Annotated in this window: 19 protein-coding genes and 1 tRNA gene; 8 read left to right on the top strand and 12 right to left on the bottom strand. The window is 60.2% G+C overall.

Annotated elements, in window-relative coordinates; translation table 11 throughout:
- Window positions 1–89 precede the first annotated feature (89 nt).
- Window positions 90–869, top strand: a complete 780-nt coding sequence (locus ABD919_RS22300; protein ID WP_345238303.1) for an O-methyltransferase — start codon at window positions 90–92, stop codon at window positions 867–869.
- 25 nt (window positions 870–894) lie between these two features.
- On the opposite strand, the gene ABD919_RS22295 is transcribed toward ABD919_RS22300, so the two are convergent.
- The 3 genes from ABD919_RS22295 to ABD919_RS22285 form a co-directional block, all read right to left on the bottom strand.
- Window positions 895–1,569, bottom strand: coding sequence for a HEAT repeat domain-containing protein (locus tag ABD919_RS22295; RefSeq protein WP_345238302.1), 675 nt, complete (start codon window positions 1,567–1,569; stop codon window positions 895–897).
- A 10-nt stretch (window positions 1,570–1,579) separates the two neighbouring features.
- A complete protein-coding gene (gene kdsA / locus ABD919_RS22290) occupies window positions 1,580–2,404 on the bottom strand; it encodes a 3-deoxy-8-phosphooctulonate synthase (protein WP_345238301.1) in 825 nt (274 codons plus the stop codon).
- A gap of 72 nt (window positions 2,405–2,476) precedes the next feature.
- The gene (locus ABD919_RS22285) at window positions 2,477–3,088 is read right to left on the bottom strand and encodes a methyltransferase domain-containing protein (protein ID WP_345238300.1); all 612 of its coding nucleotides are present in this window, start codon (window positions 3,086–3,088) and stop codon (window positions 2,477–2,479) included.
- A gap of 126 nt (window positions 3,089–3,214) precedes the next feature.
- Between ABD919_RS22285 and ABD919_RS22280 the strand changes: the two genes are divergently transcribed.
- Complete coding sequence (locus ABD919_RS22280) at window positions 3,215–4,162, top strand: hypothetical protein (protein WP_345238299.1); 948 nt, start codon at window positions 3,215–3,217, stop codon at window positions 4,160–4,162.
- A 151-nt stretch (window positions 4,163–4,313) separates the two neighbouring features.
- Here ABD919_RS22280 and cphA read toward each other — a convergent pair whose 3' ends face one another.
- The 3 genes from cphA to rpsA all read right to left on the bottom strand — a co-directional run bounded on the left by cphA (window position 4,314) and on the right by rpsA (window position 9,415).
- Window positions 4,314–6,968: a cyanophycin synthetase gene (cphA, locus tag ABD919_RS22275; RefSeq protein ID WP_345238298.1), complete on the bottom strand. Its 2,655-nt coding sequence runs from the start codon at window positions 6,966–6,968 to the stop codon at window positions 4,314–4,316.
- Window positions 6,969–7,213: 245 nt separating this feature from the next.
- A tRNA-Cys gene (locus tag ABD919_RS22270) sits at window positions 7,214–7,287 on the bottom strand.
- 118 nt (window positions 7,288–7,405) lie between these two features.
- Window positions 7,406–9,415 (bottom strand): 30S ribosomal protein S1, encoded by a 2,010-nt coding sequence (rpsA, locus tag ABD919_RS22265; RefSeq protein WP_345238296.1) that lies wholly within the window; start codon window positions 9,413–9,415, stop codon window positions 7,406–7,408.
- Between the two features lie 888 nt (window positions 9,416–10,303).
- Here rpsA and ABD919_RS22260 point away from each other — a divergent pair.
- A complete protein-coding gene (locus ABD919_RS22260; protein WP_345238295.1) occupies window positions 10,304–11,140 on the top strand; it encodes an alpha/beta fold hydrolase in 837 nt (278 codons plus the stop codon).
- Between the two features lie 117 nt (window positions 11,141–11,257).
- On the opposite strand, the gene ABD919_RS22255 is transcribed toward ABD919_RS22260, so the two are convergent.
- From ABD919_RS22255 to tsaD, 6 genes are all read right to left on the bottom strand, one after another.
- The gene (locus ABD919_RS22255) at window positions 11,258–12,325 is read right to left on the bottom strand and encodes a fatty acid desaturase family protein (protein WP_345238294.1); all 1,068 of its coding nucleotides are present in this window, start codon (window positions 12,323–12,325) and stop codon (window positions 11,258–11,260) included.
- 81 nt (window positions 12,326–12,406) lie between these two features.
- The gene (locus tag ABD919_RS22250; RefSeq protein ID WP_345238293.1) at window positions 12,407–12,901 is read right to left on the bottom strand and encodes an HNH endonuclease; all 495 of its coding nucleotides are present in this window, start codon (window positions 12,899–12,901) and stop codon (window positions 12,407–12,409) included.
- A gap of 172 nt (window positions 12,902–13,073) precedes the next feature.
- The gene (locus tag ABD919_RS22245) at window positions 13,074–13,865 is read right to left on the bottom strand and encodes a C40 family peptidase (protein ID WP_345238292.1); all 792 of its coding nucleotides are present in this window, start codon (window positions 13,863–13,865) and stop codon (window positions 13,074–13,076) included.
- A gap of 123 nt (window positions 13,866–13,988) precedes the next feature.
- The gene (gene smpB, locus ABD919_RS22240) at window positions 13,989–14,450 is read right to left on the bottom strand and encodes an SsrA-binding protein SmpB (protein ID WP_345238291.1); all 462 of its coding nucleotides are present in this window, start codon (window positions 14,448–14,450) and stop codon (window positions 13,989–13,991) included.
- 8 nt (window positions 14,451–14,458) lie between these two features.
- Window positions 14,459–14,884, bottom strand: coding sequence for a thioesterase family protein (locus ABD919_RS22235; protein ID WP_345238290.1), 426 nt, complete (start codon window positions 14,882–14,884; stop codon window positions 14,459–14,461).
- A gap of 217 nt (window positions 14,885–15,101) precedes the next feature.
- Window positions 15,102–16,115, bottom strand: coding sequence for a tRNA (adenosine(37)-N6)-threonylcarbamoyltransferase complex transferase subunit TsaD (tsaD, locus tag ABD919_RS22230; protein WP_345238289.1), 1,014 nt, complete (start codon window positions 16,113–16,115; stop codon window positions 15,102–15,104).
- Window positions 16,116–16,368: 253 nt separating this feature from the next.
- On the opposite strand from tsaD, the gene ABD919_RS22225 reads away from it, so the two are divergent.
- From ABD919_RS22225 to truB, 5 genes are all read left to right on the top strand, one after another.
- Window positions 16,369–20,952, top strand: a complete 4,584-nt coding sequence (locus tag ABD919_RS22225) for a translocation/assembly module TamB domain-containing protein (RefSeq protein WP_345238288.1) — start codon at window positions 16,369–16,371, stop codon at window positions 20,950–20,952.
- 129 nt (window positions 20,953–21,081) lie between these two features.
- Window positions 21,082–21,981: a cell division protein FtsX gene (locus ABD919_RS22220; RefSeq protein ID WP_345238287.1), complete on the top strand. Its 900-nt coding sequence runs from the start codon at window positions 21,082–21,084 to the stop codon at window positions 21,979–21,981.
- Window positions 21,982–22,084: 103 nt separating this feature from the next.
- Window positions 22,085–22,414 (top strand): DUF3098 domain-containing protein, encoded by a 330-nt coding sequence (locus ABD919_RS22215; protein WP_345238286.1) that lies wholly within the window; start codon window positions 22,085–22,087, stop codon window positions 22,412–22,414.
- A gap of 89 nt (window positions 22,415–22,503) precedes the next feature.
- Window positions 22,504–23,334, top strand: a complete 831-nt coding sequence (locus ABD919_RS22210; RefSeq protein WP_345238285.1) for an undecaprenyl-diphosphate phosphatase — start codon at window positions 22,504–22,506, stop codon at window positions 23,332–23,334.
- Window positions 23,331–24,140: a tRNA pseudouridine(55) synthase TruB gene (gene truB / locus ABD919_RS22205; protein ID WP_345238284.1), complete on the top strand. Its 810-nt coding sequence runs from the start codon at window positions 23,331–23,333 to the stop codon at window positions 24,138–24,140. The genes ABD919_RS22210 and truB overlap by 4 nt, the downstream gene beginning before the upstream one ends.

The following is a 24,140-nucleotide window of genomic DNA, read 5'->3' as shown; positions in this document are numbered from 1 at the left end:
ACCCAATCGATAGGATTACTGCTGCGAGCAAGATACTTCGACAAGCTCGGCATGACGTTCTATTTTTACAGGCATTAACTGCCTCACGCTTGTTTCAACTCCTCGCTTACCTCCGCTTCTGGCTGCGCTCCGGCAACGAGCACGGCCTGCACTCGCCCTTTGTCTTTACCGTGTACGCCACGGTGGTGCGGCACACGGGCACCTTCGCCGCCTACGAGCGGGTGGAAAAGCGGCGGCAGCAGCTGCTGAGCAGCGACACTGTTATTTCAGTAGCCGACTTTGGCGCCGGCTCCCACACCGGGGCGGGCCGGCAGCGCCGGGTGGCCGACATTGCCCGCACCGCCGCCAAGCCGCCGCGCCTGGCGCAGCTGCTGTTTCGGCTGGCCAACCACTTCCGGCCGGCTACCATTCTGGAGCTGGGCACCTCGCTGGGGCTCACTACGTCTTACCTTGCCGCTGCCGACTCCCGTAGCCGCGTCGTCACCTTCGAAGGCTGCCCCAACACCGCGGCCATTGCCCGCGAAACCTTCGCCGCGCTGAATCTGCGCAACATTGAGCTGGTGGAAGGCAACCTCGACTACACCTTGCCCCCTACCCTGGCCGCCCTGGGCCAGCCCCTGGATTTCGTTTTCTTCGACGGCAACCACCGCTACGAGCCCACCCTGCGCTACTTCGAGCTCTGCCTGGCCCACCGTACCGACAACTCGGTGTTTATCCTCGACGACATTCACTGGTCGGCCGACATGGAGCGGGCCTGGGAAGCTATCAAGGCTCATCCCGATGTGATGCTGACTGTCGACTTGTTTTATATCGGGCTGGTGTTCTTCCGGAAGAATCAGCCCAAGCAGCACTTCTGGCTGCGGGTGTGACGGGCTCTTTACAGCTCGAATCAGATTAGTTTGGAAGCAAGAAATAATTACCAAGTGCTACTACTTTCTGGTCAGTCGTATCCGAAGAAGAGACTTGGAAGTCCCTCAAAATCTTCCTGGCGCTTGCCGTATTGAATTTTGTCAGCGCAACGTATGCATCTGCTCTAATCCACTCTACTTCCGTTTTATCAACCAAAATCTGCCCCAGCATCTTTGTTGCTGGCTTATAGTTAATATCACCAAGCCCGCTAATGGCATACCGTCTGAACTCCATTTGTCGGTCTTCGATTTTCTCAGTCAAAATAGGCCCGATGTAATAGCCAGCTTCTTCAATTGGGCGCTGCAAATACTCTTCCGCAACAGATTGACTAACAAACACTCTGTAATAGGGGAATGCACAGTTTTTATCAACAAATTGCCCTATATAGAAGTAAAAAGCCAACCCCACGCAGGCAGTAGCTACTGCTGCTTGGTTTTGCTTGTTTAGAATACTCTTAGAGATAAAAACCCCAAGGTTGGCAAGCACCAGCCAGAACAATGTCTTGTAGAAAAATATTGTTGAAAGTGCTTGGTTGAGCAGCACTAGCTTGTTGTCAGTTGACGTCGACAGGTCATTGTCTGTCAAGGTGAACAAGTGCCATAGCCCAATGACCGCAGCGCTGGTCAAGGCGTAAGGAAATAGCTTTTTGAGAGCATTCATCCTGTTGCTGCTACCGAATGGCCTCCCGCACCCGCGTAAGTTTCACCAACAAATCCTCCAGCTGGTCGAGCGGCAGCATGTTGGCGCCGTCGCTCTTGGCGGTTTTGGGCGTGGGGTGAGTTTCGATGAACAGGCCGTCGGCGCCCACGGCAATGGCGGCCTTGGCAATGGTTTCGATGAGGGCGGGCTGGCCGCCGGTGACGCCGCTGGCCTGGTTGGGCTGCTGCAGGGAGTGGGTCACGTCCATCACCACAGGCACATCGAAGCGGCGCATCACGGGCAGGTTGCGGAAGTCCACCACCAAATCAGAATAGCCGAAGGAGTTGCCGCGGTCGGTGAGGATGACGTGCTCGTTGCCCGACTGCCGCACCTTATCCACGGCAAACTGCATGGCCTCGCCGTTCAGGAACTGCCCTTTCTTCACGTTTACCACTTTGCCGGTTTTGGCGGCGGCAATCAGCAGGTCGGTCTGCCGGCACAGGAAAGCTGGAATCTGCAGCACGTCGACGTACTCGGCGGCAAAGGCCGCCTCGCCCGACTCGTGAATGTCCGTCACGGTGGGCACCCCGATTTCGCGGCCTACCTTCTGCAGAATGCGCAGCGCGGTTTCGTCGCCAATGCCGGTAAAGGAATCCAGCCGGGAGCGGTTGGCCTTACGGTAGGAGCCTTTGAAGATGTAGGGAATCTGCAGGCGGTCGGTGATGCCCTTCACGCGCTCGGCAATGCGCAGCGCCATGTCTTCGCCCTCAATGACGCAGGGACCGGCCATGAGAAAGAACTGGCCGGAATCGGTGTGGTGAAAGTTGGGAAGGGCGTTGACGAGGTTGGAGAGCATAAGTTGGTATGGAGTAGAGAGTAGTAAGTAGCAGGAGATTATCAGGAGGACTGATTAGACCCTTGTAACTCTCTACTCTTTCTTTTTCAAACAAATAAACAGCTCCCGGCCAGCCCGGGGCTTGATGGAGTTGTAGGCGGTATCGAAGTGCTTGAACTCGAAGAAAGGCGCGAAGTACTCGCGGTATTCTGCGCGGCTGCCGCCGAAGGGCGGCTCGGTGCCCGGGCCTATTTCCCCTTCGAAGAGCAGGCCGGCCAGGGTGCCGCCGGGCCGCAGCAGGCCGGCGCACTGCCGGGCATAGGCTTCGCGCAGCTTGGGGTTGAGGGCGCAGAAGAAGGTCTGCTCCACAATCAGGTCGTAGGGCACATCCTTGGGCAGCTGAAAAAAGTCGGCCAGCAGCAGGTGGGCCTTGGGGAATTCGGGCACCCGCTCCACCAGGGCGGCCAGGGGCTCCCGGGCCAAATCGGCCACGAATACATTCTGAAAACCTGCCCGGTGCAGGTATTCCGCCTCGTAGGCGCGGCCGGCACCGGGAATCAGAATACGAGGCTGCTGGCGCACATCGAGCTGGTCGAAGTAGGCTTGCAGCGGCGGGGTAATGCCGTGCGTGTCCCAGGCATCGCGGCCGTCGAGGTAGCGGGCTTGCCAGTAGGCAGCGTCGAAGGCGGAAAAAACCGTTTGCATGCTGACAAAGTATAACGCCAAGTTGTGCGGGCCAAGAAGTCCGCTATTTTTACACCCAAAGGTACGCCGGCTTCCCTGGCTTCGTTCGTTACCTTACACCCGCATTTTTCGCTTAACCCCTCCTGCATGGACCCAAACGAAACCCCCGAACCCCGCTCCAACAACCGTGTACTGCTCTGGGTAGCCCTGGTGCTTGTGCTGCTTGGCATCAACGGGGTCCTGTTCTACCTCAACCAGCAGAAAGGCCGGCAGAATGAGGTGCTTACCACCGAAGTAAAGGCCAAGGACAGCAAGCTGCAGGAACAAATTAAGCAATACGAGGCCCTCAAGGCCGATTTTGAGCGCCAAAGCCAGGAGCTGCAGGCCCTGGGCCTGAGCAACGACTCGCTGGAGGCCCGCATTGCCGCCATCAATGCCGACCTGCTCAAGCTACGCTCTTTTAAAGCCGGCAGCTTTTCCATTGCCCAGCAGAACCTGTTCAAGCAGCGCGCCCAGAACCTGGAGGGGCAGCTGCGCAAGAAGGACACCGACATTGCCGAGCTGAAGAAGGACAACGAAACCCTCTACACCGAAACCACCACGCTGAAGGAAAAGCAGAATAAGCTGACCGACACCATCAGCACGCTGGCCCGCAGCAACCAGGAGCTGGCCGAAAAAGTGACGGTGGCCTCGCGCCTGCAGGCCGAGAACATCAAGATTGCCATTATCACCTCCAAAAACAAGGAGAAGGACGACGACAAGGACGAGTTCAAAGCCAAGAAGGTGGAGAAAGTGAAGGTGAGCTTTAGCCTGGCCCGCAACGACGTGTCGCCCAAGGAAACCAAGGCCATCTACCTGCGCATTCTGGAGCCCGACGGCGCCGCCCTCTACAACCTGAGCACCGGCGGCGGCACCTTCACCGTGGACGGGCAGGAAGCCTTCTACACCCAGAAGCAGGACGTGGTGTACGACAACTCCAAGCAGCAGCTGCAGTTTACTTACGCCAAAGGAGCCGACTACAAGAAGGGCATGCACACCGTGGAGCTCTACGAGAGCGGCACGCTAATGGGCAAAACCACCTTTACCCTGAAGTAGTCTGAACCACGGATTAGCTTCGCTGAACTTCGTTTGACACGGATTTTTCAGATTTCACGGATTTTGTAGCCGATTCCTCATTCCGGTTCGCGTATAAAAAAGCCCGCTTCGTTGCTGAAGCGGGCTTTTTGTTGCGTCGTATTGTTGGTCGTTAAACCAGCTCTTTGGCGGTCTGGGCAGTAGCGGTTTCGTACTTATCGAGCTTGGCCAGCACGGCGGAGATGTTCTCGGTAAGCAGGGTGATGACGGCGCCTTCGGGTGCGTTTTCCAGCGCGTGGTCGATGGCCTCCATCTCGTTTTCAATGTAAGTAATAGACAGGTCGGGCTTGTCGAGGCGCAGGCCTTTTTCCATTAGGGCCTTGATTTCCTCGGCTGTCTTGCCGCGCAGGTCGCGGTCCTGACGCAGAATTACTTCATCGAAGATGCGGCCCGCGATGCGGGCAAAGCTCAGCGTGTCTTCGTCGCGGCGGTCGCCCAGGCCCGACACCACGCCGATTTTGCGGGTCGCGGTGGTGGCATCCATGAACTCAGCGTACTTGCTGATGCCCGCCGTGTTGTGGGCGTAGTCGACCACCACCTCGCACTTGGGAAACTTGTAGATGTTCATGCGGCCCGGCGTTTTGGCGGCCGAGGGAATGAAGGTGCGGAAGGCCGTCTTGATGTCGTCGCGGTCGAACCCGGCCAGGTAGCCGGCCAGGGCCGCGGCCAGGCTGTTCTCGATGTTGAAGCCGGCCCGGCCCCCGAGGGTGATGGGAAACTCCGCGGCCCGGTCGATGCGCAGCTTGTAGCTGTTCTTGTAGATGGTGATGTAGCCTTCCTCGTACACGGCGGCCACGCCCCCGGCTTCCACGTGCTCGATGATGCGCGGGTTTTTCTCATCCATGCTGAACAGGGCCACGCGGCAGTCCACGGTGCGGGCCATGGCATACACCAAGTCGTCGTCGGCATTGAGCACGGCCCAGCCGTTTTTGCGCACGGTGCGGGGCACCACGCCTTTCACGGCAGCCATTTCCTCCACCGTGTAGATGTCGCGCATGCCGAGGTGGTCGGCGGCTACGTTGGTTACCACGGCAATGTCGCAGGTGTTGAAGCCCAGGCCCGAGCGCAGCATTCCGCCGCGGGCGGTTTCCAGCACGGCGTAGTTCACGGTGGGGTCTTTCAGCACAAACTCGGCGCTGACGCCGCCGGTGCAGTCGCCCTTCTCCAGCTGTACGCCCTGAATGTAGATGCCGTCGGTGGTGGTGAAGCCTACTTTATAGCCTTTGCTGGCCACCAGGTGGGCAATAAGGCGGGTGGTGGTGGTTTTGCCGTTGGTGCCCGTGATGGCAATGATGGGAATGCGGGCCGTGGAGCCGGGCGGAAACAGCATGTCGACCACCGGCGCGGCTACGTTGCGGGGCAGGCCATCGGCCGGCGAGATGTGCATGCGGAAGCCCGGCGCGGCATTCACTTCAATCACGGCCCCGCGGCTTTCGTTGAGCGGCACGGCAATGTCGGTGGCCATCAGGTCGATGCCGCAGATGTCGAGGCCCACAATGCCGGCCACCCGCTCGGCCAGCAGCACATTGTAGGGGTGCATCTGGTCGGTTACGTCGCTGGCCGTGCCGCCGGTGCTGATGTTGGCCGTGCTTTTCAGGTAGAGCGTTTCACCGGCTGGCAGCACCGACTTCAGGCTAAGGTCTTTGCTTTTCAGAATGGCCAGGGTATGCTTGTCGGCTTTGATGGCCGTCAGCACCTTTTCGTGGCCCACGCCCCGGCGGGGGTCTTTGTTTACTTCGTCGATGAGCTGCTGAATGGTGTGCACACCATCGCCGGTTACAGCGGCGGGGGTGCGCTTGGCAGCGGCCACCAGCTTGCCATTTACGACCAGCAGGCGGAAGTCGAAGCCTTCGATAAACTGCTCTACAATGACGGCGCGGGAATACACCTGGGCAGCCTTGAGGCCTTCCACGGCATCCTTCCAGTTCATGATGCGGATGGTGGCGCCCTTGCCGTGGTTGCCATCGAGCGGCTTGGTCACGATGGGAAAGCCCAGCTCGTCGATGGCGTCGCGCAGGCCTGCCTCGGAGTACACGGTGGTGCCGCGGGGCACCTGCACGCCGGCATCCTTGAGCATGGCCTTGGTGCGGTTCTTATTGCCGGCCACTTCCACCCCGGCGTGGGAGGTGTAGCTGGTAGTGGTGGCCCAGATGCGCTTCTGGTTGACGCCGTAGCCCAGCTGAATGATGTTGCTGTTCTTCAGGGCGATGTAGGGAATGTTGCGTGAGGCGGCTTCGGCTACGATGCTGTAGGTGCTGGGCCCGATGAACTCATCCTCCCGGATTTCGTGCAGCTCCTCGATGATGGGCTTGATATCGACCTTCTGCTTGCGGCAGGCCGCTTCCACGATTTCTACGGCGGCCTCCAGGGCCCGGCGGCCGGCCCGCTCTTCCTGGTAGGCAAACACCACGTACTCCACGCCTTCTTCGCGGGCGGGGTAGCTCTTGCCCCAGTACACGGGCATGCCAGCCATGCGCTGCAGCTCCAGCGCTACGTGGTAGATGACGTGGCCCAGCGGCTCGCCGTCGTTGAGCTGCTCCAGGTCCAGCGGGGGGCGGTTGGCCGACTGCCGGCCGCCGCTCATGCCCTTGGGCTGGGGCTGGCCAATTTTGGGAAACAGCTTGATGAGCCGGCTGCCCAACCCCGTCACGGTATTGGACCAGCGCCCGGCAAACTCCTCCAGGTCTACTTTGGAAACAATGAGCTTGGTGTGCTTAACCGACCAATAGCTTGGTCCGCGCATGGTGCGCAAGTCAATAATCTTCATAAATGAAAGAAAGGTGGGAAGGCGTTTGGGCAGCCGTACGTAAGGTTTTCCGGCTTGGGTGCGTAATGTAGGCACAATGCCGAGCAAAACCCAAGGCCCTTGGTATTTCTGCACAAAACAGCCTCCACTGCCGCCTCTATGAACCAGTTCTTCCTAAAGCGTTTTCTAGAAATCGACCGAACAGACTGGCTGAAAAGCAAAAATTCCGCTCCATAAGTCAAAACTTACGAAGCGGAATCAGGCATTGGAGGTGACGAGCGGATTCGAACCGCTGTAGGAGGTTTTGCAGACCTCTACCTAGCCACTCGGTCACGTCACCGGGAGTGGTCTTTGGGAGGGCAAAGGTAAGCAGCCGGGTTGGGGTAGGCAAGGCTTCCACCACAAAAAAAGCTCCAGCCTTGCGGCCGGAGCTTTTTTCTTGTGGTGGAAGCTAAGCCTTAGGCATTGGCTTCGTCGCTGGTCGAAGCAGGGGGAGTCTGCTCGCCATCGGTATTGGCGATGGTAGCGGCGGTTTTGGCAGCTTCCTCCGCGCTGGCGTTGCCGTCGGCAAGCTCCTGCGAGTTGTCGGGGCCGGCAGCGGGGTTTTCTACCTTGGCAGCGGCAGCAGCTTTCAGCTTCTGCTCGCCGGCCTTGCGCTCGTTGCCCATCATCTGGTCGCGCAGGGCGCTCAGGGCGTCGAGGTCGCCGAGGGTCGACTTGTCTTCGGTCTGCTTCTTCAGGTCGCTCATTTTGCCTTCGCCCTGGGCGTCGCCGCCTTTGGCGTTGGTCTTCTTCTTGAACTTGGCGTTGCGGCTGTCGTCTTCGGCAGCAGCGGCGCTGTTGTACACGGCCGTGTGCGAGAGCACGATGCGACGGTCCTCTTTCGAGAATTCCGTTACGCGGAAGTCGAGGGCTTCGCCGCTTTCAGCGTTGGAGCCATCTTCCTTCACCAGGCCCTTGGGGTAGGCAAAGCCTTCGATGCCGTAGGGCAGCTCCAGCACGGCGCCACGCTCCGACTTCTCGGTGATGGTAGCGCGGTGGGTCGAGCCGGGGGTGAACACGGTAGCGAAGGTATCCCAAGGGTTTTCCTCCAGCTGCTTGTGGCCCAGGGCCAGGCGACGGGCGCCCAGGTCCAGCTCCAGTACTACCACGTCGAGACGGTCGCCCACCTTCACCATTTCGGAGGGGTGCTTGATTTTCTTGGTCCACGACAGGTCGGACACGTGCACGAGGCCGTCCACACCCTCTTCCAGCTCTACGAACAGGCCGAAGTTGGTCAGGTTACGCACGAGGCCGCTGTGCTTGCTGCCTACGGCGTAGGTGGTAGCGAAGTCGCCACGGGTCCAGGGGTCTTCGGTCATCTGCTTGATGCCCAGGCTCATCTTGCGGTCTTCGCGGTCCAGCGTCAGAATCTGCGCTTCTACCGTGTCGCCCTGCTTGATGAAGTCCTGCGGGTTGCGCAGGTGCTGGCTCCAGCTCATTTCCGAAACGTGGATGAGGCCTTCTACGCCCGGTACCACTTCCATGAACGCGCCGTAGTCGGCCACGTTTACGATGCGGCCCGAAACCTTGGAGCCCGGCTGCAGGTCGGCCGGCAGCGAATCCCACGGGTGGGGAGTCAGTTGCTTCAGACCCAGCGAGATGCGCTTCTTGGCTTCGTCGAAGTCCAGCACCACGATGTTGAGCTTCTGGTCCAGCGTCAGCACTTCGCTCGGGTGCGCGATGCGGCCCCACGAGATGTCGGTGATGTGCAGCAGGCCATCTACGCCGCCGAGGTCGATGAACACGCCGAAGTTGGTCATGTTCTTGATGTTGCCTTCCAGAATCTGGCCTTTCTCCAGGTTGTTGAGGATGGCTTCGCGCTGCTGCTCGAGGTCCTTCTCGATGAGGACTTTGTGCGACACCACTACGTTGTCGAAAGCGGAGTTGATTTTCACAACCTTCACTTCCATGCGACGGCCAACATAAATGTCGAAGTCGCGGATGGGCTTCACGTCAATCTGCGAGCCGGGCAGGAAGGCTTCTACGCCGTCGAGCTCCATGATGAGGCCGCCCTTGGTGCGACGCTTCACTACGCCTTCCAGGATGGTATCCATCTCCAGCGCATCGTAGATGGCTTTCCAGGCCTGCTTGATTTTGGCTTTCTTGCGGCTCAGGATGAGCTGGCCGTTCTGGTCTTCCTGGTCTTCGATGAACACCTCCACCTCGTCGCCGATTTTCAGGTCGGGCAGGTCGCGGAATTCGGCCAGCGACACCAGACCATCGGACTTGAAGCCGATGTTCAGAATCACATCGCGGTCGGTGATGCCCACCACGGTGCCTTTGATTACTTCTTCTTCCTGGACAGTGGTCAGCGTGTCGCCGTACATCTGCTCCATGCGAGCGCGCTCGTCAGCGGAGTAGTTGCCGCCGAAGCCGCTAGCGCCTACATTGTCCCAGTCGAAATTGTCAACTAATTCAGTTGCCATAAAAAATTGTCGGGCCTCAGTTAATACACGTGGCAGCCGAAGCCCGGGCCGTCACGCATGTAGTTTGATGCTCTTGCCGTTGCGTCGGCAAGGCCCGTCGCCTTGACGGGGGCGCAAAGGTACGGGATTTTAAGGGCTTTTGCTAGTCTGGTTTTTGACTAACGCATGAAGTTTCATGACAGCAATTGCTATTAGAGAAGGCCATAGCACCCAGACACAGTTTACTGCTATAGCAACGAATCCATTATTACTGCCCAGGTAGCCGTTTAAGGTTGCGAGAGTACTGAATGAGATTAGCACAACAATTGGCACAATGAATTTCGAGTAGAAACCAAAAGTGTTTCTGCTCCCAGTTTCAACCGCATACTTGGCTTTCTTCTTGGCTCTGATTACTGCCCATAATTGTATTGGCCAACTGATTGCGGCAAATAAAGCGAAGAAGAAAACGGTGCGAGAGAAGTCAAACATTCAATTAGAACTGTGGGAAATGGGTAAAAGTACCGACACAATTAGCAGTACTAGCTTGCACATGACTTGCAATAGCCCATTTAGTGAAGTGTGTCAACCTCAATTATTTGGCTACCAAATCCCATAATCTTAACACTACGCCGCCAAATACGGCACAACGCCCCTGGCGCGGGTTTAGCGCAGCGTAGCTCGTGCCCACCTTTCGGGCGAGGCTGCGCCTCGCAACAGAACGAGGCAACTGTTTTTCTATGGCGCCGGCCCGGCTTGCCGCTTCGCGGCAGTGGAGGCGCAGCCTCCACAACATAACCTGGCACGAGTTACGCTGCGCTAAACTCGCGCCAGCGAGGCTCTAATCCAATAACCTCACCCCGGCCATAGCAGTAAAGAAAGCTTAACCATTCACCAACTCTTTCTTTCCCTATGAGCTACATCAAAGCCGGTACCGACGCAGCGGGCAACTCCATCAACATCTACTACGAAGACTGGGGGCAGGGCAACCCCGTGGTGCTGATTCACGGCTGGCCGCTCGACCATACCATGTGGGAGCACCAGGCCATCGGGCTGGCCAAAAGCGGCCTGCGCGTGATTGCCTACGACCGCCGCGGCTTCGGCCGCTCGTCGCGCCCCTGGACGGGCTACGACTACGACACCCTGGCCGCCGACCTCAATGCCCTGCTGGAAGAGCTGGATTTGAACAACGTGACGCTGGTGGGCTTCTCCATGGGCGGCGGCGAAATAGCCCGCTACCTGGGCACCTACAGCGACGCCCGCATTGCCCGCGTGGCCTTCGTGAGCGCGGTAACGCCCTTCATGCTCAAAACCGACAACAACCCCGAAGGCGTGCCCGGAGATGTATTCGACCAGATGAAGGACGGCCTGAAAAAAGACCGGTTCGACTTCCTGCGCACCTTCGCCAAGTCGTTCTACGGCATGGGCCTGGTAAGCCACCCCGTGAGCCAGGCGGTGCTCGACTGGCACCAGACGGTAACTTCGCTGGCCGCCCCCAACGCTACCATTGACTGTGCCACCGCCTTCGGTAAAACCGACTTCCGGGCCGACCTGGCGACTATCAAAGTACCTACGCTGGTTATTCACGGCGACAGCGACCAGACCGTGCCCTTTGAAGCCAGCGGGGAGCGCACCGCCAAGCTGATTCCGCAGGCTGAGCTGAAGGTGTACAAAGGCGCCCCACACGGACTGTTCTTTACCGACAAGGACCAGCTGACTACTGACCTGCTGGCTTTTGCCGGACGTTAGACCCCATCCTCTGCCCCTCCCCCGGGGGAGGGAGCCGGTTCTGCCGGAGGTTTAAAGCAAGAATCCCCGTCGCAGCTGGCTGCGACGGGGATTCTCTTTCTAGTAGTATGAGGGAAGTTAAGCCGCCTGCCCCATCTGACGCAGGAAGGCTACGTGCGAGGCAATGGCCGTGCGGGTGTGGCGGTAGTTGTTGTACTTGATGTTGAACTCATCGCACACCTGCTGCACAATCTTGCTGATTTCGGGGTAGTGCACGTGGGAGATTTTCGGAAACAGGTGGTGCTCAATCTGGAAGTTGAGGCCGCCCACAAACCAGCTGACCAGCTTGCTGTTGGTGGCGAAGTTGGCCGTGGTGCGCACCTGGTGAATGGCCCACTCATCTTCGAGCTTGCCCGTGGTGGCGTGGGGCACGGGGAAGGCGGCGTCTTCCACGGTATGCGCCAGCTGGAACACGATGCTGAGCACAAAGCCCGTTACCATCATGCTAATCATGAAACCGGCCAGCCAGCCCCAGAAACCGAAAATGTAGAGAGGCAGGCCCACAAACAGCACCAGGTTCAGCGCTTTAAAGCCCCAGAACACCAGGTGGTCGCTCAGGGTCATGTCCTTTAAACCCATTGAGCCGATTTTGCGGCTGAAGTACTTCTGGTAGTCCATCACGAAAATCCAGGAGATGTACAGCATGCAGTACAGAAACCAGAAGTACAGGTGTTGGAAGCGGTGCAGGCGGTAGCGGGGCTGGTCGGCCGTCATGCGCATCCAGGGCTGAATGTCGATGTCGTCGTCGTGCCCGTCGATGTTGGTGTAGGTATGGTGGATGAGGTTGTGCTTGGCGTTCCACATGTAGGTGCTGCCGCCCATCACGTTGAGGGTAAAGGCCGCTACCTTGTTAAGCCAGCGGTACTCCGAAAAGCTGCCGTGGGCGCCGTCGTGCATCACGTTAAAGCCGATGCCGGCCCCAACCGCTCCAAACAGCGCACACTCCAGCAGGGCCCAGGCCAGGGGCGGTGTAAAAAACACCACGTGGATGTAGAGGCCAACGAAGGCCGTCACCAGCAGCACGGCTTTCAGCACGATGCGGAAGTCGCCCGTCATCTGCTTACCGGACTCTTCGAAGTACTGGTTTATTCGGGTGCGAAGCTCAGTATGAAACGAGCGAGTAGAAGCAAATTTGGGTAAAGCCATAAAAAGAGTACAGGTGGGAATCCGACAAAGGTACCCCCAACCAACGTAACTCGGCCGTAGTAAGTTTACTACCCCCTGCTCTTAGTGCAAATACGCGTGCCAGTTCTGGTCGATGGTGCCGGCCGAAAGCTTGAGAAAGCCGGCCAGCGTGGGCTTCTTGGGCTGCTGCCGAATGGTAAGGCCGGCCTCGCCGGGCGTGCGGTGCCCCTTGGCGTGGTTGCAGCGGGCACACGCCGTCAGCAGGTTAGTCCACGACGACTCCCCGCCCCGGGAGCGGGGCATGACGTGGTCAAGAGTAAGGTTCTTGGTGGAGCCGCAGTACTGGCACTCGTAATGGTCGCGCTTGAAAATATTGTGGCGGCTGAGGGCAATGCCTTTGTAGGGCACGCGCACGTAGCGCTGCAAGCGGATTATACTGGGCTTGGGATACGACTGGGAGATAGTACGCAGCGTGCCGTGTTCCGACTTGGCTATCATCTCGGCTTTGTCGAGAAACAGAAGCACGAAGGCTTTTTGCACGCTGCACAGGGTAATGGCGGTATAGTCGCCATTCAGCACTAACACTTTTTGGTCCATACGCGCTTGGGAAAAGAATCTAACCCGCCGAAAGCTAAGGGATTCTACGCGCATTAACAAGCTGCGTTAGGTTAAGTTCACCCGGCAGTTGTCCGTTGTCAGTTGTCGGTTGTCAGTCCATTTTGACTGGCACAACCTGACAACTAACAACTGTTAACCGACAACTAAAACCCTACTCTGGCAGCAGGCGCTTTATCAGGCGCAGCTTGTGGGTGTAGCGCTGCCACTCGCGGTTGTAGATGCCGTTGTGGTCGAGCGTATCGATGCGCACCTCGCCGTGGGCGTGCATGATTTGGGTGTCTTCCAGCACCATGCCCACGTGCACGATGCGGCCTTCGGCATTGTCGAAAAAAGCCAGGTCGCCGGGGCGGGCCTGGGCCACGAAGTGCACGGGGCGGCCGTGGTCAATCTGCTGGCGGGCATCGCGCGGCAGCTGAATGCCCACCAGGCCGTAGAGCTGCTGCACCAGGCCGGAGCAGTCGAGGCCGAAGATGCTTTTGCCGCCCCACACGTAGGGCGCCTTCAGGTACATGAGGGCGGTTTTGCGCAGCAGATTGGCCTGCCGCGCCGGGTCGGGCGCGGCCGTGGGGTTGGTGGCGGTGCCGTTAAAGAAAAACTGCCGCTCGCCCAGGCGCAGGTTCATGCCATCGAAGAAAGGCAGGCGGCAGCCCAGGGTAAGGGGAATCTTGGTTTTGGCGTCGCTCACGGCCTGCACCACGTCCAGGGCCCGGGGGTGGTCCTGGGCGCACCAGGCGGTGTAGTACTCCGGGCTGACGGGCATGTGCTGCTTAAGGTCAATCCAGCCGATGTACTGGTCGGCCGCCAGCTGCACCTGCACCCAGCTGCCCTGGGTTAACAAAATAAGGTAGCACTCGCCAAACAGCAGCTCGGTCACCAGCTCGGCTTTGTCGGACGGCTCGGCGCGGACGGGGACGGCGCTCAACGCGCAGATTCCTGGGTTCAATGGGTAAACGGGTGAATGGGTGAATGAGCGAACGCAAAGAACGGAAGCAGAACGCGCATCTAGCATCCTTGCCATACGCTCCGCCTATTCTCACATTCACTCATTCGCCCATTCAGCCATTGACTACATCCGTTCCATATCGCGCTTCTGGGCCTTTTCCTTAAGGTCGTTGCGCTTGTCGTAGAGCTTTTTACCCTGAGCCAGGGCAATTTCCACCTTGGCAAAGCCGCGGTCGTTCACAAACAGGCGCAGGGGAATGATGGTCAGGCCCTGGTCCTGGCTTTTGCCGGCCAGCTGCTTGAGCTCGCGCTTGTTAAGCAGCAGCTTGCGCTCGCGCATGGCGTCGTGGTTGTTGTAGGTACCCAGCGAGTAGGGCGCGATGCGCACCTGATGAATCCAGAGGCTGCCATCGGAGTGAAACAGGCAGTAGCCGTCGCCGAGGTTGACGTCGCCGGCCCGGATGCTTTTTATTTCGGTGCCCTGCAGCATGATGCCGGCGTCGTATTTGGCCAGGAAGGTGTATTCGTGGCTGGCGCGGCGGTTGCGGATGTTGATAATGGCGGGTTGGTCGTCTTTCTTGGCCATGCAGATTCTTAGTTTTCGGGCGGTGCTGCCTCGCCTTGCAGCGCGGCGAAGCGGGCCGCCAGGCGGGCGCGGGCCACAATGCGCTGCCCGGTGTGGCCGCTGGCTACCAGCCGCTCCCCTACCCGGGCTTCTACGGCGCAACGCAGCGCCGGGCCGTGCAGGGCCGCAAAGGTAGCCTGAATGGTGAGGGTTTCGCCCGCAAAGGCCGGCGCATGATGCTGAATGCTGAGCTCGGTGCCAATGCCCTCCTCGTCGGCTTCCTTCATCTCCAGCACAAACAGCCGCCCGGCCCACTCCATTTCCCGGGCCAGGGCAAAGGTGCTCAGCACGGCGTGCACCAGGCCGCCGGATTCGGCCCCGAAATCGGCAAAGTCGGCAGGCTGCACGGTGTAGTGGTGGGTTTTGACGTCGCCGGGCTGGAAGGGGTTAGTCATTAGCAAAATAATGAAATTGTGTCATTGCGAGTGAAGCGAAGCGGAACGCGGCAATCCTTCCTCTAGCATTCAGGCGCCAATGAGGTGTGACACCTTAACGTGTAGTAATCAAGAAAAAAGAGTGTATCACATCCTTAGGCTAGTCGCTGAGAACAGGACGGATTGCCGCGCTCCACTGCGTTCCGCTCGCAATGACAAAGACCGGACGTACCATTCCTCAAGTCAGCTTCAGCCGGGGGTCGGGGCTCATAAGCTGGGTGGCCAGGTCGCCCGCCTCGAGCTGGAAGTGGGCCGTGACGGCCACCATGGCGGCGTTGTCGGTACAGAAGGCAAAGTCCGGGATGAACACCTCCCAGCCCTGGGCTTCGGCTTCCTGCTGCAGGGCCGTGCGCAGGCCGGAGTTGGCGGCCACACCGCCCGCCAGGGCTACCTGGCGTAGGCCGGTATCGGTGGCCGCGCGGCGCAGCTGCCGCAGCAGCGTGGCCACAATGGTATGCTGAATGCTGGCGCAGAGGTCGGCCAGGTTTTCGGCAACGAAGCTGGGGTTGGCGGCTACTTCTTTACGGAGAAAGTAAAGCACCGAGGTTTTCAGGCCGCTGAAGGAAAAGTCGTAGCCGGGCATGGCACCCACGGGAAAGGCAAACCGTTGGGGGTCGCCCTGCCGGGCCAGCTTGTCGAGGTGGGGGCCGCCGGGGTACGGCAGGCCCAGCAGCTTGGAGGTTTTGTCGAAGGCCTCGCCGGCCGCGTCGTCGATGGTCTGGCCAATAACCTCCATATCCAGGGCCGAGCGCACCACCACCAGCTGGGTGTGCCCGCCGCTCACCGTGAGGCACAGGAAGGGAAAGCTGGGCTTGGGGTCGCGGATGAAGTGGGCCAGGATGTGCGCCCGCATGTGGTTGACGGCAATCAGGGGCTTGCCCAGGGCCAGGGCAAAGGTTTTGGCAAACATGCCCCCTACCAATAAGGAGCCCAGCAGCCCGGGGCCCTGGGTTACGGCCACGGCGTCGAGCTCGTGCTTGCTGATGCCGGCTTCCTTGAGGGCGGCCGTCACCACCGGCAGCAGGTGCTGCTGATGGGCCCGGGAGGCCAGCTCGGGCACCACGCCGCCGTACTGCTCGTGCACTTTCTGGGTGGCCACGAGGTTGCTCAGCAGCTTGCCGCCGGCCATCACCGCCGCGCCGGTGTCGTCGCAGGATGATTCGATGGCCAGGATGCGGGGAAAGTCAGGCATAGGGAAGCGGGCTAGTAGAAGGCCGCCGCTGTGGTGGGGCCATTCGGGATTTCGCGGTTTGGAACGATATTTAAGGAGTACGAGCCGGAGCTCTGAACCACAAAGTTCGCGCCCCTGTCTTACTTTTTCGGTCAACCCTGAGCCCGCGCAGTGCGTTTCGGCTGGGGGCTGATTGTTTTAACCCGCTAAAAAGCCGCAACTTTGCGGTTTCAACTGCGCTTTTTTTCTGCTCGCTCTTTTGTCCTTAACCGCTGTGCGTCGCGTTCTTTCCGTCGTCTTAAAAGTACTGCTGGGCCTGGTGCTGGTGCTGGTACTGGCGGTGGCCGGCGTGCTCATTGCCCTGCGGGTGCCGAGCGTACAGACGAACATTGCGCGCAAGGCAGCAGCCACCCTCACCCGGCGGCTGGGCCAGCAGGTAAAGATTGGCCGCGTGGACATACGCCCCTTTTCGCGGGTGCTGCTCGAGGGTGTGCAGGTGCTGGACCGGGCTGGTGGTGAGCTGTTCAGCATTGGCCGGGCCGACGCCGACATCGCCCTGTTCTCGGTGCTCAACCCCAACCAGCTGCACATCGGCAAGCTCACGCTGCACGAGCCCCGCTTCGAGCTGAAAAACCTGGCCGGACAGCCCGACTCCACCACGCTGGACCAGTTCATCAGCTCCGTGAAGCGGCTGATAGGCCCCAAAACCGATACTTCGACCACGGACTTCGACTTTCGCATCTCGGAGATTGGCCTGCGCAACGGGCACTTTGCCATTGAAAAGGTGGGCGACCCGCGCGAGCCATATTATGGCAAGAGCATCGACTATGACCACCTGGTGGTCGACAGCATCTACGCCGATATCTCCCACCTGCACTTTGGCGACACGCTGCGGGCGCGGCTGATGGGCCTGCGGGCCATTGAAACCCCGTCGCAGACCCGGCTGCGGGAAATCACGGCCGACATTCAGTACCACGAGCATTTCTGGGAGTTCAAGGACCTGAACCTGCGCGTGGGCCGCAGCCAGGTGCGCGACTACGTGCGCTTTGAGTACCGCACCTTCAGCAACTTCACCGACTACAACGACTCGATGAAGACCATTGCGCGGCTGCGCGGCTCGCGGGTGTACTCCGACGACATCGCCAAGTTTGCGCCGGCCCTCACCGACTTGCACGAGTCGGTGATGATATCGGGCGAGGCCGAAGGCTACGTGCGCGACTTCAAGGTGAACAACCTGGACGTGCGCTACGGCAAGGGCACCCACATTGTGGCCAAGCGCGCCCACGCCGACAACCTGCCCAACTACCGCGACAGCTTCATCGACCTGCGCCTGCTGCCCTCGGTGGTGGAAACCACCGACCTGCAGCACTGGCTGCCGGCCGAAGCCAACACCATTGTGCAGCGCCTGGGCCGGGTGAAGCTCGAAGGCCAGGTGCTGGGCTTCTACAGCGACTTTGTGGCCAACGCCCGCTTCGACACCGAGCTGGGCCAGGTGGTAACCGACGTTAACCTGAAGCAGAAGGGCGACCTGCGCACGGCCGTGTACTCGGGCAACGTCAAAACCGACAACTTTCAGCTGGGCCGCTTTCTGGGCGACGAAAGCATTATCCGCGACGTGACCATGAGCGGCAAGGTGGCCGGCGTGGGCTTCCTGCCGCCTACGGCCCGGGGTGAAGTCACGGCCGGCGTGAGGCGAATCTGGCTTAACGGCTACCGCTACCAGAACATCGTGGTGGACGGCGACTTCCACCAGATGTCGTTTGATGGCCACCTCAGCGTGAACGACCCCAACCTGAAGCTGGTAGCCGACGGGCAGATTGACCTGGACCATGCCCACGAGGAAGTAGACCTGACCACCCGGATTGAGAAAGCTGACCTGCGGGCCATCGGCCTGTTGAACAAGCCCCTTATTGTGAGCACCACGGCCGATGTGCAGCTGCGCGGCGTGGCCCTCGACTCGCTGGTGGGCCATGTTTACCTGCGCAACTCCCGCTTCAGCCTGCAGGGCCGGCAGCTGGAGCTGGACACGCTGGACGTGGTGAGCACCCGCAACCGCCGCAACGAGCGGCGCGTGTCGCTGCGCTCGGAAGCCGCCAACCTGCTGGTGAGCGGCACCTTTAACACCTCGGACATGGTGCGCGACGTGCAAACCCTGCTCACCGAGTACCGCCTGAACTTCGAAAGCAACGAGGCCGCCACCAGCGACTACTACCGCCGCAAGCGGCAGCGGCAGCTGCCCGTGTATGAGGTTGACATGCTGCTGGACCTGAAAAATGCCAACCCCGTGCTGGCCCTGTTCGTGCCCGAGCTGCGCGTCTCCCCCGGCACCCGCATCGACGGCTCGTTCCGCAACGGGCAGACCTCCATCTTCCAGCTGGGGGGGCACCTGGACAGCCTCCGCTACGGCCCGGTGCAAACCACCAACGTGGACTTCGACTTCCTCACTTCCAAGCTGCCCTACAAGCCCGACGTACTGGCCCAGGCCAGCGTGACGTCGGAGCGGCAGGTGCTGCCGGGCCTGGGAGCCACCAACAACTTCATTGTGGAAGGCGTGTGGGACCAGCAGCGCATCAACTTCTCGACCTCCCTGGCGCAGACGGGCACCACCAACAAGGCCACCATCAACGGTTCCCTGGGCTTTCTGCCCCGCATGGTGGAAGTGGTGTTCCGCCAGTCGCAAATCAACCTGCTCGACAAGCAGTGGACCATTGCGGCGGAAAACTCGGTTCGCATCTCCAACTACGGCCGCGACTTTGACATTAAAAACCTGACCTTCAGCAACGGCGAGCAGTTTGTGGGCGCCCAAGGGTTTATCTCGGAAGATGTGAGCCAGCCCCCGCTGCAGCTGACGGTAAAGGACTTTGAGCTGGCCACCCTGAACACCCTGACCGGGCAGCGGCTGGGCGGCCGCGTAAACGCCCAGGGCACTATGAGCGGGGTGTACGGCCCGCTGCTGATTAACAGCACCATCGGGGTGGATTCCCTGACTTATGACGGTACCCTGATTGGCCAGGTAGCCGGGCGGGGCGACTGGGACAACCGCGCCGGCAAGCTGCGCGTGAACCTCGACGTGGCCCGGGGAGGACAATCGGTGCTGACCGTGCTGGGCGACATCGCCCCGCAGGACCCGACTAACCAGTTTAACCTCACCGGCACCTTCAACAACGCTCCCATTGTGCTGGCTCAGCCGTTTCTGGGCTCGCTGTTCAGCAACCTGGGCGGCACCGGCCGCGGCGAGCTGCGCCTGAGCGGGCAATTCTCCAGCCCCAACCTCACGGGTGGGGTTGATGTGAAAAACGGGCGTCTCACCTTCGACTACCTGAAGACGACCTACACTTTCGCCGACCGCATCAACTTTACCATGAACAGCATCAGCTTCCGCAACGTGCGGCTGCGCGATGCCCTGGGCAATATCGGTACGGTCGACGGCGTGGTGCGCCACAAAGGCTTCGACAACATGAGCCTGGACATCTCCGCCAGCTACCGCAAGCTGCAGGTGCTGAACACCACCCGCAAGGACAACGACCTGTACTTCGGCACCGCCTATGCAACCGGCACGGCGCGCGTTACCGGCCCGGTGTCGGACCTGAGCGTAACCGTGCGGGCCAGCAGCGACGCGGGCACCCGGCTTTCGCTGCCCCTCGACAATGCCGCCCGCGCCCAGAAAGCGGGCTACATAAAGTTTGTAAACAACAACGTATCGGACACGGTAGCGGCCAAAAAGGCCCTGCCCGTGGCCGCGCAGGAAAAGCTGGACCTGTCGGGTATTCAGCTCAACTTCAACCTGACGGTGACGCCGGATGCCTATGTCGAGATTTTGCTGGATGAAAGCACCGGCGACATCATCCGGGGCTCGGCGGCCGGGCAGATTCGCATGAACATCGACACCCGCGGGGAGTTCAACATGTACGGGCAGCTGGAGATTGTGCGCGGCGCCTACAACTTCACCCTGCAGGGCCTGATAAACAAAGAGTTTCAGGTGCGCCCGGGTGGCCTCATCACCTGGAACGGCGACCCGCTGGCCGGCGAGATGAACGTGACGGCTACCTACACCCAGCGCACCTCGCTGGCGCCGGTGCTGCCCTCGGGCTCCACCTCGAGCCGCGCCGTGGTGCCCGTAACGGCCGTGATGAGCCTGACCGGGCCGCTGCTGCTGCCGGCCATCCGCCTGAACCTGGAATTCAACGATGCGCCGGGGACGCTGCAAAGCGAGCTGGCTGGCTTTACCTCGGCCCTGCGCAACGACGAGCAGGAGCTGAACCGGCAGGTATTCAGCCTGCTGGTATTTAAGCAGCTCTCACCGCCGGGCTCCTTCACCCAGATTTCCATTCGGGGCAACGACAACACCGTGCAAAACAGCCTGGGCCAGATTCTGAGTACGCAGCTAGGCCTGCTGACTTCCCAGATTGACCAGAACCTGGAAATCGACTTCAACATCAACGGGCTGACGGCCGAGCAGCTGCAGGCCCTGCAGGTGCGCCTGAGCTACTCCTTCCTGAACGGGCGCCTGCGGGTGACGCGCGAGGGGGGCTTCACCAACACGGCCGCCGCCGGCACCCCCGGGGGAAACCTGCCGGGCAGCTCCGGCCAGGCTTCCCTGCTCGGCGACCTGAGCCTGGAATACTTCCTGAGCAGCGACGGCAAGTTCCGCGCTAAGATTCGCTACGAAACCACGCCCCGCGACCTGGAAAGCAACCAGGCCCGCGCCGGCCTCTCCCTGCTGCATACCGAGCAGTTCAACACCTTTGGGGAGCTGTTCCGCCGCATCGGGCCCCGCCGCAAAGAGCGCAACACCCAGAAAGCCCGGGAGGGCCGGGAAATCCTCAATGTGAATGAGGACCCGCGCACGGTGATGTGAAATCAATGAGCAGTGTACAGTTAGCAATGAACAATGCCACCACGCCGGGCTGGCCATGCAGGCTCACAGAACGTAATTGTTCACTGCTCACTGCCAACTGTTCACTGTCAAGAGTACCTTTGCCGAAATATGGCCGCACCTACCTCCCCGTCTACCCGCAAGAAAAAGCTAGGCTCCTACCCTACTTTCCTGGTGGTGTTCAGCATCACGCTGGCCTTGGTAGTAACCGGCTTGTTTGGTCTGCTGCTGGTGCACGCCCACAAGCTGAGCGAAGTGGTACGCGAAAACCTGGAGGTGCAGGTGTACCTCGACCGTAACCTGCCCGAAACCGAGCTGCTGCGCCTGCAGCAGGACCTGGGCAACCTGCCCTACGTGGCCCAGAAGAACGGCCAGCCCCAAATCAAGTTTGTGAGCAAGGAAGAAGGCGCCCGGCAGCTACTACAAAGTACGGGCGAAGACTACCGACAGATGCTGGGCGACAACCCGCTGCGCGATGCCTACGTGCTGAAAATTAAGCCCGAATACACCGACACCACGCAGCTGCGGAAGCTCAAGCAAAACCTGAGCACCGAGCGCGGCGTGTTTGAGGTAGAGTACCCGCGCGACTTCTTTGCCCTCATCAACGAGAACATCACCAAGCTGAGCCTGGTGCTGCTGGGCTTTGCGGCAGTGCTCGTCACGGTGGTTATAGTATTGATAAACAACACCATCAAGCTGGCCTTATTCTCGCAGCGCTTTCTTATTCGCTCCATGCAGCTGGTGGGTGCGACGCGGCTTTTTATTCAGCGTCCTTTCCTGCGCCGGGCAGCCTGGCAAGGCCTGGCCAGCGGCCTGCTGGCGGCGCTGATTCTGGTGGCGCTGCTGCAATATGCCTACCTGGAGGTGCTGGAGCTGCGCTTGCTGCGCGACGACCTGCTGCTGGGCGCTATGCTGCTGGGCATTATTGCGCTGGGCGTAGTCATTGGCTTTTTCAGCTCCCTGCGGGCTGTGCACAAATACTTAAAAATGTCGCTCGACGACTTGTATTGATTTCGTAGTTGTCAGTTGTTCGTTGTCAGTTGCCAGTATCGTTCTGCCGGCTGCTTTACGAGAACAAGCTGACAACTGACAACCAACAACTGACAACTACCCTATGCAACCCTCCAAACCTGCCCCTGCTTTTGCTTTTGGTCCCCGCAACTTCCGCCTGATGTGGCTGGGCATTGCCGTGTTGGCCGCCGGCTTCATCACCATGAAGTTCGGCGACAAGGAACAGTACGGCGAAGACTTCATTGGCATTACGCTGGGCCCCCTTCTGCTGGTGCTGGGCTTCGGCATTGAGTTTGCGGCCATTATGGTGCGCGACAAGTCGCTGCACACGGCGCCGACGGCCGCCTCCGCCGCCTCCTTCACCTCGCCCGACGCGGCGGCTGCCCCGGCTGCTCCCACGGCTCCCACCGCCCCGGCTTACAAGCGGCTGTAAGCCTTTTCCGATGAGACGGTGGCGCGCCTGACCCCTGGCTCAGCCCGGCCGCCACTGCTCATTGCTCACTGTTAATTGTTCATTGCAAAATGACGTACTGGCACGCGCTGCTGCTCGCTATTGTGGAGGGCATTACTGAGTTTTTGCCCATTTCCAGCACCGGGCACATGATTATTGCCTCGGCGCTGCTGGGTATTCAGCCCACGGCGTTTAACAAGCTCTTCATGGTGGTGATTCAGCTGGGCGCCATCCTGTCGGTGCTGGTGGTGTACTGGAAACGCTTTCTGCAAAGCATAGACTTTTACCTCAAGCTGCTGGTGGCCTTTCTGCCGGTGGTGGTGGTGGGCCTGCTGCTGAAAAAGCACATCGACGCCCTGCTCGAGTCGGTGCCGGTAGTGGCCAGCACCCTGCTGCTGGGCGGCATTGTGCTGCTATTCATCGACCGCTGGTTTCCCCAGGAAGACCCGGGCGAGGGCGGGCACCCCGTCACCAACCCCAGCTTCCGGCAGGCGTTTGTGATTGGCGTGTTCCAATGCCTGGCCGTGATTCCGGGGGTGAGCCGCTCGGCCGCGACCATCGTGGGCGGCCTCAGCCAGCGGCTGACGCGCAAAGCCGCCGCCGAGTTTGCGTTTTTCCTGGCCCTGCCCACCATGACGGCGGCGGCCGCCAAAGACTTGTACGACTATTACAAAGACGCCAAAGCCGCGGGCGTGGACTTCAGCCGGCTGTTTTCGGGGCAGGAAGTGAAGCTGCTGCTGCTGGGCAACGTGGTGGCCTTTGTGGTGGCCCTGCTCGCCATCCGCCTGTTCGTGGGCTTCGTCACCAAGTACGGCTTCCGCGCTTTTGGCATCTACCGCATCATCGTAGGCGCCCTGCTGCTGATTCTGCTGGGCCTCGACCTTCCCCTAGAAATTCTATGAGCCCCAAAGCCCTGGCCGACTTCGACTTTGAGACCGGCGAAATCCTGCTGCTCGACAAGCCCCTCACCTGGAGCTCGTTTGATGTGGTGCGCAAGGTGAAAAACACCCTGCGTATCCGCAAAATTGGTCACGCCGGCACCCTCGACCCCCTGGCTACCGGCCTGCTGATTCTGTGCACGGGCAAGAAAACCAAGGAAATCGACCTCATTCAGGCCCAGGAAAAGGAATACACCGGCACCTTCCGCCTGGGCCAGACCACCCCCAGCTTCGACCTGGAAACGGCCGTTGATGCCACGCAGCCCTACGAGCACCTGAGCGAAGAGCAGCTGCTGGCTGCTACCCGGCAGTTTGTGGGTAGCATTCAGCAAACGCCGCCGCTGTTTTCGGCCGTCAAGATTGATGGCAAACGGGCCTACGAGCTGGCCCGCAGCGGGCAGGAAGCCGAGATTAAGGCCAAAACCATCGAGATAAAAGCTTTTGAGCTGACCCGCATTGCCCTGCCGGAAGTCGACTTCCGGGTGGTATGCTCCAAAGGCACGTACATCCGCAGCCTGGCCCGCGACTTTGGCGCCGCCCTGGGCTGCGGAGCCCACCTCAGCAAGCTGGTGCGCACCCGCATTGGGGCCTTCTCCCTGGCCGATGCCTGGACCATGGAAGCCGTGCAGGCCCTGCGCCCGCCCCGCCCCGAAGGCGAAGCCGGACCCCGGCCCCGCCGGGAGCGGCAGCCCGAGCGCCGCGCCGGCCTGGAGTTTTACCAGGCCACACATGCCGACTCTGCTACTCCCCAAACGCCGGACGCGGAATAA

This window comes from Hymenobacter saemangeumensis (assembly GCF_039541835.1).
Taxonomy (GTDB): Bacteria; Bacteroidota; Bacteroidia; order Cytophagales; family Hymenobacteraceae; genus Hymenobacter; species Hymenobacter saemangeumensis.
Note: the sequence above shows the minus strand (reverse complement) of the source record. Positions and strands in the feature narration are given on the sequence as shown.